This is a genomic window from Nocardia yamanashiensis (assembly GCF_021183565.1).
GTDB lineage: Bacteria > Actinomycetota > Actinomycetes > Mycobacteriales > Mycobacteriaceae > Nocardia > Nocardia yamanashiensis.
Map to the genome: position 1 here is coordinate 899,996 of NZ_CP089226.1, position 15,174 is coordinate 915,169.

General features: G+C 67.6%; 16 protein-coding genes. 12 read left to right on the top strand and 4 right to left on the bottom strand.

Annotation, left to right across the window (positions count from 1 at the left end):
- Window positions 1-68: 68 nt before the first annotated feature.
- The 9 genes from LTV02_RS04160 to LTV02_RS04200 are packed head-to-tail and all read left to right on the top strand — an operon-like array spanning window position 69 to window position 8,645.
- Window positions 69-923, top strand: coding sequence for an MlaE family ABC transporter permease (locus LTV02_RS04160; protein ID WP_233038600.1), 855 nt, complete (start codon window positions 69-71; stop codon window positions 921-923).
- Entirely contained in the window at window positions 923-1,789 is an 867-nt protein-coding gene (locus LTV02_RS04165; RefSeq protein WP_067707331.1) for an ABC transporter permease, read from the top strand. The genes LTV02_RS04160 and LTV02_RS04165 overlap by 1 nt, the downstream gene beginning before the upstream one ends.
- 4 nt (window positions 1,790-1,793) lie before the next feature.
- Complete coding sequence (locus LTV02_RS04170) at window positions 1,794-2,828, top strand: MlaD family protein (protein ID WP_233038601.1); 1,035 nt, start codon at window positions 1,794-1,796, stop codon at window positions 2,826-2,828.
- Window positions 2,825-3,844, top strand: coding sequence for an MlaD family protein (locus LTV02_RS04175; RefSeq protein ID WP_233038602.1), 1,020 nt, complete (start codon window positions 2,825-2,827; stop codon window positions 3,842-3,844). Before LTV02_RS04170 ends, LTV02_RS04175 begins: the two co-directional genes overlap by 4 nt.
- Window positions 3,845-3,885: 41 nt before the next feature.
- Window positions 3,886-4,896 (top strand): MlaD family protein, encoded by a 1,011-nt coding sequence (locus LTV02_RS04180; RefSeq protein WP_233038603.1) that lies wholly within the window; start codon window positions 3,886-3,888, stop codon window positions 4,894-4,896.
- Window position 4,897: 1 nt separating this feature from the next.
- On the top strand, window positions 4,898-5,998 hold the full coding sequence (locus tag LTV02_RS04185) for an MlaD family protein (RefSeq protein WP_233038604.1): 1,101 nt from the start codon (window positions 4,898-4,900) through the stop codon (window positions 5,996-5,998).
- The gene (locus tag LTV02_RS04190) at window positions 5,995-7,059 is read left to right on the top strand and encodes an MlaD family protein (RefSeq protein WP_233038605.1); all 1,065 of its coding nucleotides are present in this window, start codon (window positions 5,995-5,997) and stop codon (window positions 7,057-7,059) included. Before LTV02_RS04185 ends, LTV02_RS04190 begins: the two co-directional genes overlap by 4 nt.
- Window positions 7,060-7,061: 2 nt before the next feature.
- A complete protein-coding gene (locus LTV02_RS04195) occupies window positions 7,062-8,027 on the top strand; it encodes an MlaD family protein (protein ID WP_233038606.1) in 966 nt (321 codons plus the stop codon).
- Window positions 8,028-8,042: 15 nt separating this feature from the next.
- Window positions 8,043-8,645, top strand: a complete 603-nt coding sequence (locus tag LTV02_RS04200) for a hypothetical protein (protein WP_233038607.1) — start codon at window positions 8,043-8,045, stop codon at window positions 8,643-8,645.
- Between the two features lie 6 nt (window positions 8,646-8,651).
- Here LTV02_RS04200 and LTV02_RS04205 read toward each other — a convergent pair whose 3' ends face one another.
- Window positions 8,652-8,858, bottom strand: coding sequence for a hypothetical protein (locus tag LTV02_RS04205; RefSeq protein WP_067707345.1), 207 nt, complete (start codon window positions 8,856-8,858; stop codon window positions 8,652-8,654).
- A gap of 189 nt (window positions 8,859-9,047) precedes the next feature.
- Between LTV02_RS04205 and LTV02_RS04210 the strand changes: the two genes are divergently transcribed.
- The 3 genes from LTV02_RS04210 (at window position 9,048) to LTV02_RS04220 (ending at window position 12,890) form a co-directional block, all read left to right on the top strand.
- Window positions 9,048-11,336: a molybdopterin guanine dinucleotide-containing S/N-oxide reductase gene (locus tag LTV02_RS04210; RefSeq protein WP_233038608.1), complete on the top strand. Its 2,289-nt coding sequence runs from the start codon at window positions 9,048-9,050 to the stop codon at window positions 11,334-11,336.
- Window positions 11,337-11,513: 177 nt separating this feature from the next.
- Window positions 11,514-12,452: an amidohydrolase family protein gene (locus tag LTV02_RS04215; RefSeq protein WP_233038609.1), complete on the top strand. Its 939-nt coding sequence runs from the start codon at window positions 11,514-11,516 to the stop codon at window positions 12,450-12,452.
- Window positions 12,453-12,488: 36 nt separating this feature from the next.
- Window positions 12,489-12,890 carry a tautomerase family protein gene (locus LTV02_RS04220; protein WP_233038610.1) on the top strand — a complete coding sequence of 134 codons (402 nt, stop codon included), beginning with the start codon at window positions 12,489-12,491 and terminating at the stop codon, window positions 12,888-12,890.
- Between the two features lie 20 nt (window positions 12,891-12,910).
- Here the strand turns inward: LTV02_RS04220 and LTV02_RS04225 are convergent, their stop codons facing one another.
- The 3 genes from LTV02_RS04225 to LTV02_RS04235 all read right to left on the bottom strand — a co-directional run bounded on the left by LTV02_RS04225 (window position 12,911) and on the right by LTV02_RS04235 (window position 15,121).
- Window positions 12,911-13,504, bottom strand: a complete 594-nt coding sequence (locus LTV02_RS04225; RefSeq protein WP_233038611.1) for a hypothetical protein — start codon at window positions 13,502-13,504, stop codon at window positions 12,911-12,913.
- A gap of 124 nt (window positions 13,505-13,628) precedes the next feature.
- A complete protein-coding gene (locus tag LTV02_RS04230; RefSeq protein ID WP_233038612.1) occupies window positions 13,629-14,432 on the bottom strand; it encodes an inositol monophosphatase family protein in 804 nt (267 codons plus the stop codon).
- The gene (locus LTV02_RS04235; RefSeq protein ID WP_233038613.1) at window positions 14,429-15,121 is read right to left on the bottom strand and encodes a DUF5919 domain-containing protein; all 693 of its coding nucleotides are present in this window, start codon (window positions 15,119-15,121) and stop codon (window positions 14,429-14,431) included. Before LTV02_RS04235 ends, LTV02_RS04230 begins: the two co-directional genes overlap by 4 nt.
- Window positions 15,122-15,174: the final 53 nt, after the last annotated feature.

The following is a 15,174-nucleotide window of genomic DNA, read 5'->3' on the forward strand; positions in this document are numbered from 1 at the left end:
TGCACGAAAGACCCTTCGGCCGGGCGATTTCCGGCTCGGCCCCGGGGGCATCAGGGAGGAAACATCACATGCAGACCGAGTCGCCGGCCCGGATGCGGGGCGATACGACCACGGCCCTGCAGATCGTCCGCAAGAACTTCTCCGACGTCGCCATCGCGAGCCTGCGCACCTTCGGCCGGACCGTCGACCTCGGCGTCGAAGCGCTGCGCGGCACGGTGTCCGATGTGCTCGCGCGGAAGTTCCAGTGGCGCGAAATGCTGTATCAGGCTTGGTATCTGATCACGGTCACCGCGCTGCCCGCGGTGCTGATGGCGGTGCCGTTCGGGGTCGTGGTGTCGGTGCAGGTCGGCAATCTGATCCATCAACTGGGGGCGGATTCGCTGATCGGCGCGGCCGGCGGGCTCGGGGTGATCCAGCAGGGCGCGCCGATCGCGACCGGGCTGCTGCTGGGCGGGGCGGGGGCCTCGGCCATCGCCTCGGATCTGGGGGCGCGCACCGTGCGCGAGGAGATCGACGCGCTGCGCACCATGGGCATCAATCCGGTGCACCGGCTGGTGATTCCGCGGGTGGCGGCAATGGTGCTGGTGGCCCCGCTGCTCAATATCCTGATCATCTTCGTCGGCATCGTGGCCGGCTACTTCGTGGCCATCGGCGCGCAGAACGTGACGCCGGGCAGCTACTGGGCCACCTTCGGCGCGTTCACCGTGCTGACGGATGTGTGGATATCGCTGGCGAAGGCGGTGCTGTTCGGGTTCCTGGTGGTGATCGTGGCCTGCCAGCGCGGGCTGGAGGCCCGGGGCGGGCCGCGCGGGGTGGCCGACGGGGTGAACGCGGCGGTGGTGCTGTCGGTGGCGTCGGTGATCGTGGTGAACCTGGTGATCACGCAGGTGGTCGCCATGTTCCTGCCGGTGCGGGTGGCGTGATGACGGCCGCACCATACGCACCGCGCGGGCTGAATTGGGTTGTGCGCCTGTATCAGCGGCGCGATCGGGCTTTCACGCCGCTGGAGAACGCCGGGTTCATGCTCGGGTTCGTCGTGCAGGCGCTGGCGGGGATTCCGTTGACGCTGCGCCGGTATCGCGCCGAGACGCTGCGGGCCATCACCGATATGACTTGGGGCCGTGGCTCTTTGATCGTCGGCGGCGGTACGGTGCCGATGCTGGTGGTGCTGGGGCTGGCCATCGGCGCGGGAGTGGGGATCCAAACCTTCACCACCCTGGACATGCTCGGGCTCGGCCCGGTCACCGGCGTGGTGTCGGCGTTCGCCAATACCCGCGAGCTCGCGCCCATCGCCGCCGCCGTCGGATTCGCGGCGCAGGCCGGGTGCCGGATGACCGCCGAGATCGGATCCATGCGCATCTCCGAGGAGATCGATGCCCTGGAATCTCTCGGCCTGCGGTCGATTCCGTTCGTGGTGACCACCCGCGTCATCGCCGGCGCGGTGGCCGTGGTGCCGACCTTCCTGATCGCGCTCATGCTGTCCTACCTGGCCTGCTCCACCGTGGTGGTGCTGCTGCACGGGCAGGCGGGCGGCGTGTACGACCACTACTTCTTCCAGTTCACCAGCGGCTACGACGTGCTCGCCGCGGTGGTGAAGATCCTGGTGTTCGGGGTCGCGGTCATCCTGATCCATTGCTACTACGGGTTTTTCGCCTCCGGCGGACCGGAAGGCGTCGGTATCGCCTCCGGGCGCGCGGTGCGGGCCAGCTTCGTCGCCATCGTCGGTCTGGACATGGTGCTGACGCTGCTGCTGTGGGGCGTGAACTCCTCGATCGAATTCCCGGGGTAGGGGCATGCCGAATTACGGAATCCCAGGGGTGAGCATCGGCCGCGGCCGGGCGCGCGGACTCGGGGTGGTCGCCGTCGTGCTCGCCGTCACCGCCGGAGTGGGCTGGAACGCCTACAACGGCCGCGACACCGGTGAGCATCTGCGGATTCAATTGCGTACCGAGCAGATCGGCGAGGGCATCGTCAGTGGGGCGTCGGTGCGCTACGACGGGGTCGCGGTCGGGGCCATCACCGGCATCGAGCCGATCGGGCAGGGGCGGCAGCTGGTCACCCTCGAACTCGACAAGGCGCAGGCCGCGGGGCTCACCGACGCGCTCACAGTGGACTACGCGCCGGAGAACCTGTTCGGCATCAGCGCGCTCACGCTGCGCCATGTGCCAGGCGGGACGCCGCTGCGGGACGGGCAGCAGATCGATCTGGCGGGCAAGGTCTCCGACGTGACCATGGGCGCGCTGCTGCGCTCGCTCACCCAGACCGGCACCGAGGTGCTGACCCCGAAACTCACCGAACTCGTCACCCAGCTCAACGGCGATCTGCGGGCCTTCACCCCGATGGTCGAGGCGGTCATCACGCTGAGCCGGCTGGTCGCCGACACCCAGCAGTATCCGTCGTCGTATCTGCTCGACAAGTACGCGGGCTTCTTCAACGGTTTCGGCGCGTACACCTCGGCCACCTTCAAGCTGGCCAAGGCGATCATGGATATCGAGATCTTCGTGACCGATCGGCCGCGCTTCGACGCCTCGGTGGCCATGCTGCGCAAGAACGTGCTCGAACAGTTCGCCGACACTCTGAAATCGGTGTACGCGAATTTCGGCGCGTTCACCGATCCGCTGGTGCCGGTGGTGGAGGCCATCGCGGGCACCCTGCCGAATCCCGCTGTCTCCCAGGCGGAGATGACCGAACTGGTGGACCGGCTGCACCGCATCTTCGCCGACACCCCGGACGGGCCGACGGTGAACGTGCAGGTGGCGTTGAGCGGTGTTCCCGCGGTGGCCGCTCCGCTGCTGGGCCAGCTGGGGCTGACGGGAGGAGCGCGGTGAAACAACGCGGGATTCGCGCCGTGCTGTGGCGCATCGGGGTGTTCACGGTGGCCATGGTCGCGCTGCTGCTGGTGGTGATCAGCGCCATCGTGCGGCCGGTGAGCGGCGACACCGCTTCCTACCGTGGCGAATTCACCGATGTGAGCGGGCTCAAGACCGGCGACGACGTGCGCATGTTCGGTGTGCAGGTGGGGAAGGTCAGTGAGATCGAGCTGTCCGGCAGCCGCGGGATCGTCACCTTCACCGTGCAGCGGGATCGGCCCATGTACACCGGCAGCGGGCTGGCCATCCGGTATCAGACGCTCACCGGGCAGCGGTATGTCGATGTGCGGCAACCGGATTCGCCGGGCGAGCGGCTGGCGGGCGGGGCCACCATCGGGGCGGACAAGACGGTGCCGTCGTTCGACATCACCCAATTGTTCAACGGCCTGCAACCGGTGCTGGCGGAGTTCTCGCCGGGCGCGCTCAATCAGTTCACCGAGAACGTGCTGGCCGTGATCGAGGGCAACGGGGCGGGTATCGGTCCTGCCCTGGACGCGTTCGAGCAGCTCAGCCGGTATGTCTCCGATCGGCAGGCGGTGCTGTCGCTGCTGCTGTCGAATCTGCAGGCCATCTCGAGCCAGATCGGCGGCAAGTCACCGCATCTGGTGACACTGCTGCGAGGCATCGCCGACGTGTTCGTGGCTTTCCGCAAGGAGCTCGACGGCCTGCTGGACTTCGCGGCCGTCGCGCCGTCGGCGCTGGGCCCGCTCAACAGCCTGCTGAACACCCTCGGGTTCACCGAGAACTCGAATCCGAACCTGGAAAAGGACCTCCAGCTGTTGTTCCCCGATCCGAATCAGGCGCTCGACACGCTCGGGCGCTTGCCCGGACTGTTGCAGTCGTTGGCCAACCTGCTGCCGCCCGCCGGCACCTCCGGGCAGCTCGACCTGACCTGTTCCAAGGGGACCGCGCAGGTGCCCGCGCCGTTCTCGGTGCTGATCAGCGGGCAGCGGGTGTCGATATGCAAGAGCTGAACACGCCGAAACCGGCTGCCCGCAAAGGATTCCGGGCCCGGTTGTCCGCATTGAGCGGGCAGCACGACCCGTACGAGGCGGCCACCGCCGGGCGTGAACTCGGGTACGGGCTGCTGGGCGCGATCGTGCTCGCGGTGGTGCTGGTCGCCACCGGCGTCATCTACGTACTACCGCTCGGCAAGGCCACCTATACCGCCGAGCTGTCCGAGGCGCGGTCGGTGCGGGCCGGGGACGAGATCCGGATCGCGGGCATCCACGTCGGATCGGTGAAATCGCTGCAGCTGCTGCCGGATCGGGTGCGGATGACGTTCACCGTCAACGACAATGTCTTCCTCGGTGACGGCACCTCGCTCGAGGTGCGCATGCTCACCGTGGTCGGCGGGCACTACATCGCCGCCTTCCCGGCCGGGGACAAGGCGCTCGGCTCCAAGGTGATCCCCGCGGACCGGGTGCGCCTGCCCTACAGCCTGATTCGCACCATCCAGGATGCGGCCGTGCCCACCGCGCAAGTCGACGGCGACACCCTGCGCAAGAACTTCGCCTCGTTGCAGGACGCGCTGTCGGAAAGCCCGGATGCGCTGCGGCGCATGGGATCCGCCGTGGAGTCGCTGGTCGGGCTGATCAACCGGCAGAACACCGACGTGTCGCGGGCGCTCACCGTGATGGACGAATACCTGACCACCGTCGACGCCAACAAATCGCTGCTGGGCACCTTCGTGCGCAAGATCGGCGCGCTGGAGACCGACGGGCTGGCCAAGAAGGCCGAGATCGCCGAATCGTTGCGGATCACCGGCGAGCTGCTGTCCCGGATCGCCGCCATCGAACCGTCCTGGCGCAGTCAGCTCGAACCGTTCGCCGACAAGCTCGAGGAAGCCGTTCCGGCGCTGGAGGATCTGGGGCGGCGCTTCGACCAGGCGCTGACCAACCTCGGCGATATCAAGGCGCGGCTGGCCGCCACCGTCACCCCGGGGGAGGGGGTCGTGATCGACCAGTCGGCCATCACCCTCGCGGCCCCGGAATTCTGTGTGCCGCTGCCGGGGAGGACCTGCTGAGATGAAACGCTTTCTCGGATCACAGGGTTTCGTCACGGCGGTCGGCGTGGCCGGCGTGCTGCTGGTCGTGGTCGCCGGGTACCTGCTCGCGTTCGATCCGCTGCGCAAGACCCTCGCCTACTGCGCGATCATGCCGGACTCCATCGGGCTCTACGAAGGCAACAGCGTCACCATGCTCGGCATACCGGTCGGCAGCGTCACCGGGGTGCGGCCCGAGAACGGTTCGGTGCGCGTCACTTTCGACATCGACGCCGAACATCCGCTGTACGGGGAGGTCAGCGCCACCACCGTCTCGGACACCATCGTGGCCGATCGGAGCCTGGAAGTGGTGAGCGACAGCAAATCCCGCACCCGATGGGACGAGAAGAGCTGCGTCACCAAGACATTCACGCCCAAGAGCCTCACCCAGACCCTGGAGGCGTTCTCCAACCTGGCCGAAGAGCTCACCGGGCACGGCGATCCCGCCGAACAGGCGCGCTTGCGCGACAGCGTGCGGTCCTTCGACCGGGCCACCTCCGGGACCGGTCAGAAGCTCAATCAGCTGATCAAGGATCTGAGCACCATGCTGAACCGGCCCGACGCGGCCATCGGGCATCTGGGCGGGCTGCTGGACGCGTTCGCCTCCACCGTGGAGAGCGTCGCGCTCAACTGGGGCGATATCAAAGTCGCACTGACACAGGGCAATGAGGGGCTCACCTTCATCAATGCCGTGTGGGGGCGCACCGTGCAGGCCGTGGACTCGCTGCTGGTGATCCTGCCGTGGTTCAACACCATCGCGCACAAGTACGGGCAGTCCATTCTGAACGGGCTGGACGCAGCGGTGCCGAAACTGCAATTGCTGGCGGCGCAGGTCGGCAGCCTGCGGCAGCTCATCGAGATGATCCCGGCGGTGGTGAGCGCCTTCCAGCAGTTCCTCGACCCGCAGACCGGGCAGGCGCGCATCACCTATGCCGCGCCGCGGGTGTCGCTGGCGAAGGAGAACGCCGAGCAGGTGTGCGCGGCCGTCAACACGCTCGAACCCGGGAAATGCCGGGGCGCGGACGACGGGCTGGCGAGGGTGGACCTGGTGCCGCTCGTGCTCGGATTGGCGGGGGTTCGATGAAACAGGGTGCGTCACAGCGTTTCCTGGCGATGTCCGCGCTGGGGATGGCGGCGGTGCTGCCGAGCGCCTGCGCCTTCGATCTGTCGGCGGTGCCGGTGCCGGGCGCGGCGGTATCGGGGCCGACCTACGAGGTGCACATCGAGCTCGCCAATGCGCTGAACCTGCCCGCACAGGCCAAGGTGATGGCCAATGGCGCGAAGATCGGCAGCCTGCGTTCGGTGCGGGTGATCGATCCCTCGGCCGCGCAGCCGGGGCGCATCGACGCGGTGGTGGAGATCTCGAGTGCGGTGCGGCTGCCCGCGAGCACCACGGTGCAGCTGCGGCAGAACACCATCCTGGGTGACATCTTCATCGGATTGACGACGCCCGCAGGGGATTCCGGGCCGATGATCGCGCCCGGCGGGACCATTCCGCTGGAGCGCACCAAACCCGCCCTGCAGGTGGAGGATCTGCTGGTGGGGCTGTCCACCTTCGTGGGCGGCGGTGCGCCGCACCAGATTCAGGAGATCATCAACCAGACCAATGCGGTGTTGCCGGCCGACAAAGCCGATACCGCGCGGATCGCCGACCGGCTCGGCACCGATATCGAGGATCTGGCGGCGCACCAGGACATCCTGGACCGGTCGCTGGCGGCGTTCGAGCGGGATCTGCAAGCGGTGCTGGACAATCCGCGCGAGCTGGACGCGCTGCTCAGCGAACGCGGGGCGGTGGAGATTCCGGCCGATGCGCAATCGCTGGTCGATACCCTCGGCATCGTCGGCTCGCTCGGGGTCATCGGGCACGCGGTGGAGCCGCTCGCCCCGTTGCTGAGCGCGGCCGACGCGGCGGCCAAGGCGTTCGTTCCCTTGCTGCTGGCGAACAATCCCCTGGACCTGACCGCGCCGTCCAATCTGAACCGGCTGTATGCCCTGCTGCGCGACAAGATCATTCCGTTCGTCGAGCGCGGGCCCAAGGTGAACATCACCGGCGTGACCGTGGCGGGGTCGGCGACCCCGGTGGCCGCCGACGAGCAGATCGAATCGATCGTGCGCACCCTGCGAATGCTCGGAGTCGTCCGATGAGAATGAGTTCCGTTCTGTCCCTGCTCAGCATCCTGACCATCCTGGCGGTGGGCAGCGTGTACCTCGCGGTCGGCGTGGTGCGGGTGAGCTGGCTGGAGGACCGGATCACCGCCACCATGACCATTCCGCAATCCGGTGGGCTGCTGCCGCGTTCGAAGGTGCTGCTGTCCGGGGTCGAGGTCGGCAAGATCACCGAGGTGGCGCATGTGCCGGACGGGGTGCGGGTGCGGTTCGAGGTCGGCACCGACTATCCGATTCCGGTGGCAAGTGCGGCGCGCATCGAGAGCCTGTCCGGGCTGGGGGAGGCGTATCTGGAATTCCAGCCGTCCTCGGGGGCCGGGCCGTACCTGGTCGACGGGCAGACGCTGCGCGGGGACAAAGTCGGTGCGCCCGTGTCGATTCCGGATATCGCGCGCACCACCACCGAACTGTTGCGGCAGCTCGATCCGACGGCGCTGGCCTCGATCGTGGACACCTTCGGGCAGGCGATGGCCGGGACCGAAGCGCTGGTGCCGGAACTGTCGCGCTCCACCGGCCTGCTCGCCGAGACGCTGCTCAGCCGCACCGATCTGATCCGCCGGATGCTCATCGCCATGCAGGCCAATGCCGGGGATATGGATTGGGCGGAACCGGCGCTGCTGGACGCGGCCGGGCCGTGGGCCGACTTCGGGCCCCGGGTCGGCGAGGTCGCCGATTCCATCGCCCGGGTCATTCGCACCGGCAATGCGCCGGACTCGTTCCTGGAGGACAAGGAAGGTGCGCTCGGGCTCTCGCCGTTCTTGGAGAAGCTCACCGCGAAACTCGACGAGATGGGGCCCTCGCTCGCCCCGTACGCGCCGCTGCTCGCGCCCCTGTACGCGCTGGCCGTCCCGATCATCAGCCGCCTGGACCTGGGCGCGCTGATCAGCCAGGCGCTGCACGCCACCAGCCCCGACGGCACGCTGCGCCTGCAGCTCGCCGTCAAGTGATCCCGGGAGAAACCGATGACCATCGAACTCGACAAGCCCGCCGACGCGGCCACCGAAACCGTTGCGGCGGAAGCGAAAACGACTACACCCGCCCGGCGCACCGTCGCGGTGCCGTTCTCGACGCTGCTGCTGTCGGCGGGCCTGGCGGTGGCCACCCTGGCCGCGCTGGTGCTGGGCGGATTCCTGCTCTCGGCGCGCGGCGAGCTGTCCGACCGCGATACCGCGGCGGCCGGCGCGACGCGCGCCGAACAGGTCGCCAAGGATTACACGGTCGGCGCGGCCACCGTGAACTTCGCGGACTTCACCGCCTGGGTGAACCGGTTGAAGGCCAATACGGCGCCCGCGCTGTCCAACAAGTTCGACGCCACCGCGCCGAAGCTGCAGGAACTGCTGACGCCGTTGAAGTGGACCTCCACCGCGCAGCCCATCGCCGCACGGGTGGCCTCGGAGACCAACGGGGTCTACAAGGTCAACGTCTTCCTCAACGTGTCCTCCACCAACGCCCAGAACCCGAACGGGGCGCAGACCACGGTCACCTACAACGTGACCGTGGACAGCGGCGCGGACTGGAAGATCACCGACGTCGGCGGGATGGACGGGGCGCTGCCGCTGAAATAGCGGGAACTACTCCTGCGCGGCCGCCTGGCTCGCGGCATCCAGGCCGAGCATTTCGAGCAGGTACTTGCAATCGGCCGCGTCGAGGGCGTGACCGGCGACCGTATGGGTCGCCAGCGCGTTCTGCTTCGCGCAGGCCGCCTTCTCGGCGGCGCGGGCGGCGGTGAATTCGCTCTGCTCGTGAACGAGGGTGGTCTGACGTGCGGAGGAGGTCATTGAGGCCACTTTCCGGGCTGCGCCGGGGTTGCTCGTATCCGAATGACGCGGGCCAACTCCGTCTCCCTGCACCCTACGGGGTGCACCCGCGCACCGGAGCGAAGTGGTCCATCCGGGATCGGTAATCACCACTCGACCGGGGGAAATCATGCGGGCGTGCCCGTCGGCGGGCAGGCGTATGTTGAGTTGATGGCTACGCATCTGACGCATTGGGGAGCATTCGAGGCGAGCAGCGACGGCGCCCGGCTGACCGAGGTGCGGCCGTGGCGGGGCGATCCGGAGCCCACCCCGCTGATATCCAATGTGGCTTCGGCGCAGCATCATCCGACGCGGGTGGATCAGCCGTATGTGCGGCGGGGGTGGCTCGAGCACGGACCGGGGCCCGGCGCGCGGGGTGCGGACGAGTTCGTGCCGGTGACGTGGGAGACGGCGCTGGACCTGCTGGCCGGGGAACTGGCGCGGGTGTATCGCGAATACGGGGGCGAGGCGGTGTACGGCGGGTCCTACGGGTGGGCCAGCGCGGGACGGTTCCATCACGCGCAGAGTCAGGTGCATCGGTTCCTGAACTGCCTGGGCGGATACGTCTCGCACCGCAACAGCTACAGCCTGGGGGCGTCGACGGTGCTGTTGCCGCACATCCTCGCCGATATGGGGACCATCATGGCGCGGGCCACCACCAAGTCGGTGCTGGCCGGGCATTCGAAGCTGGTGGTGGCGTTCGGGGGATTGTCGCCGAAGAATTCGGCCGTCTCACCCGGTGGGGTGTCGCGGCACGATACGCGGGGGTGGATCGAGACCGCGCGGGCCAATGGGTGCCGGTTCGTCACCGTCAGCCCCTTGCGCGATGACATTCCGGGCGAGGCGCAGGCCGAATGGATCGCGCCGCGACCGGGCAGCGATGCCGCGTTCATGCTCGCGCTGGCGCAGGTGCTGGACTCGGAAGGGCTGGCGGACAACGAGTTTCTCGATACCTACACCGTCGGGTACGCGCGGTTCGCCGAGTATCTGCGCGGGGGCGTGGACGGGCAGGTGAAGGATCCGGAATGGGCCGAATCCATCACCGGCGTTCCGGCCGAACGGATTCGGCGGCTGGCCCGGGAAATGGCGAGCACCCGGACATTCATCACGGTCAGCTGGTCGTTGCAGCGCGCGCAGTACGGTGAACAGCCGCTCTGGCTCGGTGTGGTCCTGGCCGCCATGCTGGGCCAGATCGGTTTGCCCGGTGGGGGTTTCGGCCATGGTTACGGCTCGGCCGCCAATGTCGGGCTGGCCGTGCGGCTCACCTCACCGCCGCGGCTGCCGCAGGGCGCGAATCCTGTCGACGATTACATTCCGGTCGCCCGGATCGCCGATATGCTCCTGAACCCCGGCGGCGCATACGAATACAACGGCGAACACCGCACGTACCCGGACATCAAACTGGTGTATTGGGCGGGCGGTAATCCGTTCCATCACCATCAGAACCTGGCTCGTCTGCGCACCGCCTTCGCCCGGCCCGACACCGTGGTGGTGCACGACCCGTTCTGGTCGGCCACCGCCCGCCACGCCGATATCGTGTTGCCCGCGACGATGACTATCGAACGCGACGACTACGGGGCCGGTGAAGGTGACCGTTTCTTCTTCCCGATGCCGGCGCTGACCACCCCGCACGGGCAGGCTCGCGACGACTATTGGATGTTCGCCGAACTGGCCGAAAGGCTCGGTGTCGGAAAGGAATTCACGGGCGGGCGCACCACCGGCGAATGGTTGCGTTACCTCTACGAGGAATGGCGTACCCGCCTGCTCGCCAAAGGGCACACGCTTCCCGACTTCGACGCCTTCTGGTCCGGCGAGGCCATCGAACTGCCGTTGGAAGCCGAAGAACACATCGCCTTCGCCGATTTCCGCGCCGACCCCGTGTCTCATCCCTTGCACACCCCGAGCGGGCGCATCGAGATCTTCTCCGAAACCATCGCGAGTTTCGGTTACGACGACTGCCCCGGTCATCCCGTCTGGCGCGAACCCGACGAGTGGCTGGGCAGCCCACTCGCCGCCCGCTTTCCCCTCCAACTGGTAGCCAACCAGCCCCGCACCAAACTCCACAGCCAGCTCGACATCGGCGATCACAGCCAATCCACCAAAATCCGCGGCCGCGAACCGGTTCGGCTGCACCCCGAGGACGCCGCCGCCCGCGGTCTCGCCACCGGCGACATCGTCCGCATCTACAACGACCGCGGGAGCTGCCTGGCCGGCCTCGCCATCGACGATGCGGTCCGCCCCGGCATCGCCCAATTGTCCACGGGCGCTTGGTATGACCCCGACCCCGCCGACCCGACTCACTGCCGCCACGGCAACCCCAACGCCGTCACCAACGACCGCGGCGCTTCCCGCCTGAGCCAAGGCTGCACCGGCCAGCTGTCCCTGGTCGAAATCGAACGCCACACCGGCCCGCTCCCCGACCTGACCGTCACCGCCCCACCCCGAACCACCGAGCTGTGAACGGCATTCGATAGTTCCATCCGGTCGCACTGTCTCGTCGGGTCCGCACCGTGGCGTGTTCTGTCCCCATGCCGAAGCTCTCTCCGGTCATAGCGTGGTGAAGCGCGAGCAAGTTCGCGTCTGCCCACCGGGTTCACGGGCAGGACTGTTCCGACCCACACGCGAGGGAGCGTTCTCGTGCGCATCGATATTCATGCCCACCTGTGGAGCGAGACCTATCTCGACCTGCTCGACGCCTACGGACGCACCGACACCGCCACACAGCGCGGCATGGGCGCCGGTGATACCGCCGCCGAGCTGGAATCGCGGTTCGCACTCAATGATTCGGCCGGCATCGAGCACCAGGTGCTCTCGGTCACCCCGCAGAGCCCGCACTTCGACAACCCGGACCATGCCGGGCACGCCGCCCGGGTCGCGAACGATTTCTACGCCGACATCGTCCAGCGCCATCCCGCCCGATTCTCGGCGTTCGCCGCGCTGCCGCTGCCGCATCTCGACGCCGCCCTGACCGAAATGGCGCGCGGCCTGGACGATCTCGGTATGGCGGGGGTCGCGGTGACCACCGACATCCTCGGGCGCTCCCTGGCCGATCCGCTGTTCACGCCGCTGTTCGAGGAACTCGATCGCCGTGCCGCCGTGCTCTACGTCCACCCCTCCGGCCATGACGCGTGCACCCCGCTCATCGCCGAGCATCACATGCGGTGGATGGTCGGCGCGCCCATGGAGGACACCATCGCCGCCATGCAGCTGATCCTGGCCGGAATACCCTTGCGCTATCCGCGCATTCGCATCGTGCTGTCCCATCTGGGCGGTGCGCTGCCGATGCTGCTGCAACGCGCCGACAACCAGTACGCCTGGGAATCACCCGGCACCCCGGAGCAGCCGAGTGTCGCCGCGCGGCGGATGTGGTTCGACACCGTCAGCCACGGTCACCTGCCCGCGGTGCGCGCGGCCGCCGAATCCTTCGGAGCGGACCGCCTCGTCCTCGGCACCGACTTCCCCTATCAGAGCGGTGATCTGCTGCGCCGCGCGGTGACCTCCATCCAGGACGCGCTGCCGCCGGCGGACGCCGCCCGGGTCCTCGACCACAACGCCGCGCTCGTGCTCGGCCGCTGACCACCCCCACCGAACAACGAATTGGAGTTGGCGACAATGCCTTTCGCTCGCTTGACCATCGCGAATACCGAGATCCCCACCGACGTCCGGGCCGGTCTGGCCGCGGGTATCACCGCTCTCCTGGAAAAGGATCTGCACAAGGAACCCGAAGTGACGGTGGTCCACGTGAACCTGGTCCCGGGTGATACCTGGTTCGTCGCCGCCGAGCCCGAACAGGCGACCGGGGCGCACTTGGAAGTCAGTATTACCGCGGGCACCAATACCGCCGCGGAGAAAGCGGCCTTCATCGAGCACGCCTACGCGCTGCTGTCGGACCGGCTCGGTCCACTGCCCGCCGCCGCGTACGTCGCACTCTATGAACTCGACGGCGAGAGCTACGGATACAACGGCGTCACGCAGCTTGCCCGCCGCCGGCTCGACCCGTCCGAAAAGGACTGAATACCGATTCGAGGAACAGCTCAGAGGATATAAGGAAACGCGGCAAGGTCATTGGTCGCGATTCCGGCGCCCGTAGCCGCACCGGCCACCCCGCCGGTGCCGGCGCCCGCCGTCCCGCCGAGCCCCGCCCCGATCACGCCACCGATCACCGCGCCGATAGCGGCCCCCGGCACCGACCCGATCAGCCCACCCGCAATAGCGCCGATAGCTATCCCAGCCAGCCCGCCGCCGACCCCACCCAGAACCGCGCCCGTCGCCGTCCCGATCCCGCCGCCGATCACCGCACCATTGTCCTGCGGCGTATAGAGCGCCACCGGCCGCGCCGCAGCATCGGCGACCACAGCCGCCGGAGCCGAGCTCTCAGCCATCGGCACAACACTTTCCGGCAGGAAGTAAGCGATCGACTGCACCGCCGGCGCAGGCTGCGCACTCGAACCAACCGCCTGCACCCCCGGCTGCACCCCCTCGGCCCGAACACTCACCACCGCCGCCGGATCCGCGCTCGCGGTCCCCGCCGCACTCACCACCGCAACAGCCGACGGCACACTCACCACCACGGTCCGAAGCGCAACCGACCGCTGCGATACCCGCCGATGCCGTCCCGCGGTGCTCATCAGAAATACCCCTTCGTCGAAAACGCAGTTCCCGGAACCCTAATAAACCCACCGCCCATCACCCCCCTCGAGTGCGCACCATCACCACGAGAGACATTCGCTATATAGCCCGGAAGCTGCCGCTTTACAACCCGGAAACTCTGATCAGCTCGAGCAGCTCCCCCTGAATCCCCGGCGCCGCCGCGACAGTGTCGGCCGATCCGAAATCATGGGCTCGCCCAGCGGAATCCGTCACCAACGCGCCACTCTCCCGCGCGATCAAAACCCCCGCAGCGGTATCCCACGGCTTGTTGGAATGAATAACGCACCCCTCCGTCCGCCCCTCCGCCACCCACGCCAAATCCAACGCGGCCGACCCGAACATCCGCACCCGCTCGGCAGCAGCGGCCAGCGCCGCCGCCAACGCAATCCGCCGCCGGTTCTTCCGATCGGCATCGACACCGACGGCATAATCCCCCAGCGAGACAATGGATTCACCGAGCGCACCGCGACCGCTGCACACCATCCGCCGATCCCCCGAATACGCACCGCACCCCCGCACCGCCCGGTATTCGAGCCCGAGGAACGGCGCGGCGATCACCCCGACCGCAGGCACTCCCCGCTCGACCAGCGCGAGCGATACAGCCGAAAGCGGCAGCCCATGAATGAAATTCGAGGTCCCATCGATGGGGTCCAGCACCCACACCGCGCCACTGCCCACGGACTCGACGAGCGACCCCTGCCCTTCCTCGCCGAGAAACCCGATCCCAGGTGTCCTCTCCTCGAGAAACTGCCGAATCACCCCCTGAATTCGCACATCGAGGTCGGTAACGAAGTCCCGATCACTCTTCCGTCGAATATCGCCGGGCTCGGCATTCATGAGACGGTCGGCCCCGAAGCCCACAGCCTGCCGAGCAATCTCCAGCATGCCCGCCATGTCGCATGTCATCGCGCGGCAATCTCCTTCCCGCCGGCCCAAACAGCTTCGAAGACTTGGCTGAACGTATCGAACATCCCGGCCCGGTCGCTGCGCCGCGTCACGAACGTTGGAGATTCCACCCCTCTCGCATTCGGCAGATACGGCTGCACAACACAGATTCGCCGATCGACGATCGTGATGTTGAATCTCACCGGCGCATCATAGGTCCGCATCAGAATGGCCCCGCCACCCTCGTCCGGAATTCTGTTCCGCAGCCGCGCGAGCGACCGAATGTTGAGCTCCGTCAGACTGGTCAGAACCCCGGGATTGTGTCCCTCTTCCTCCTCCCGGGCGAGAATGTGCCTGCCGCCGGGCTCGAGAAACAGGCATCGAACGATCGTGCCAGAGGTGACCAGATGGAGGAGATCGCCGTCGGAATACTGCTGGCACAGCAGATTCAGTGAAAGCCCGGCGATATCGATGTGCGCGGCGCCGTCGAACAGCATCCGTGGCGGCATCGCCTGCGTGAACTCGGCGCGGGTCGTGAATATCGCTTCCACGTCCGCGTACTGCCGACGCGGCGAAACTTCCGGCCACAGGGCATCTTCCGGCTCGCGGAGTAACGCGGCGAGCGCGTAGCGGTGCTTCGGGTAGGGCACCCGGGCTTTGGTGATCCATCGCTCGACCGTCTTCGCATCGACTTGCAGCGATGAGGCCACTGCCTGGGGCGTCAGTCCGTTGTGAAGTAGCGCAGTCCGGAGTCGCTCGTTAG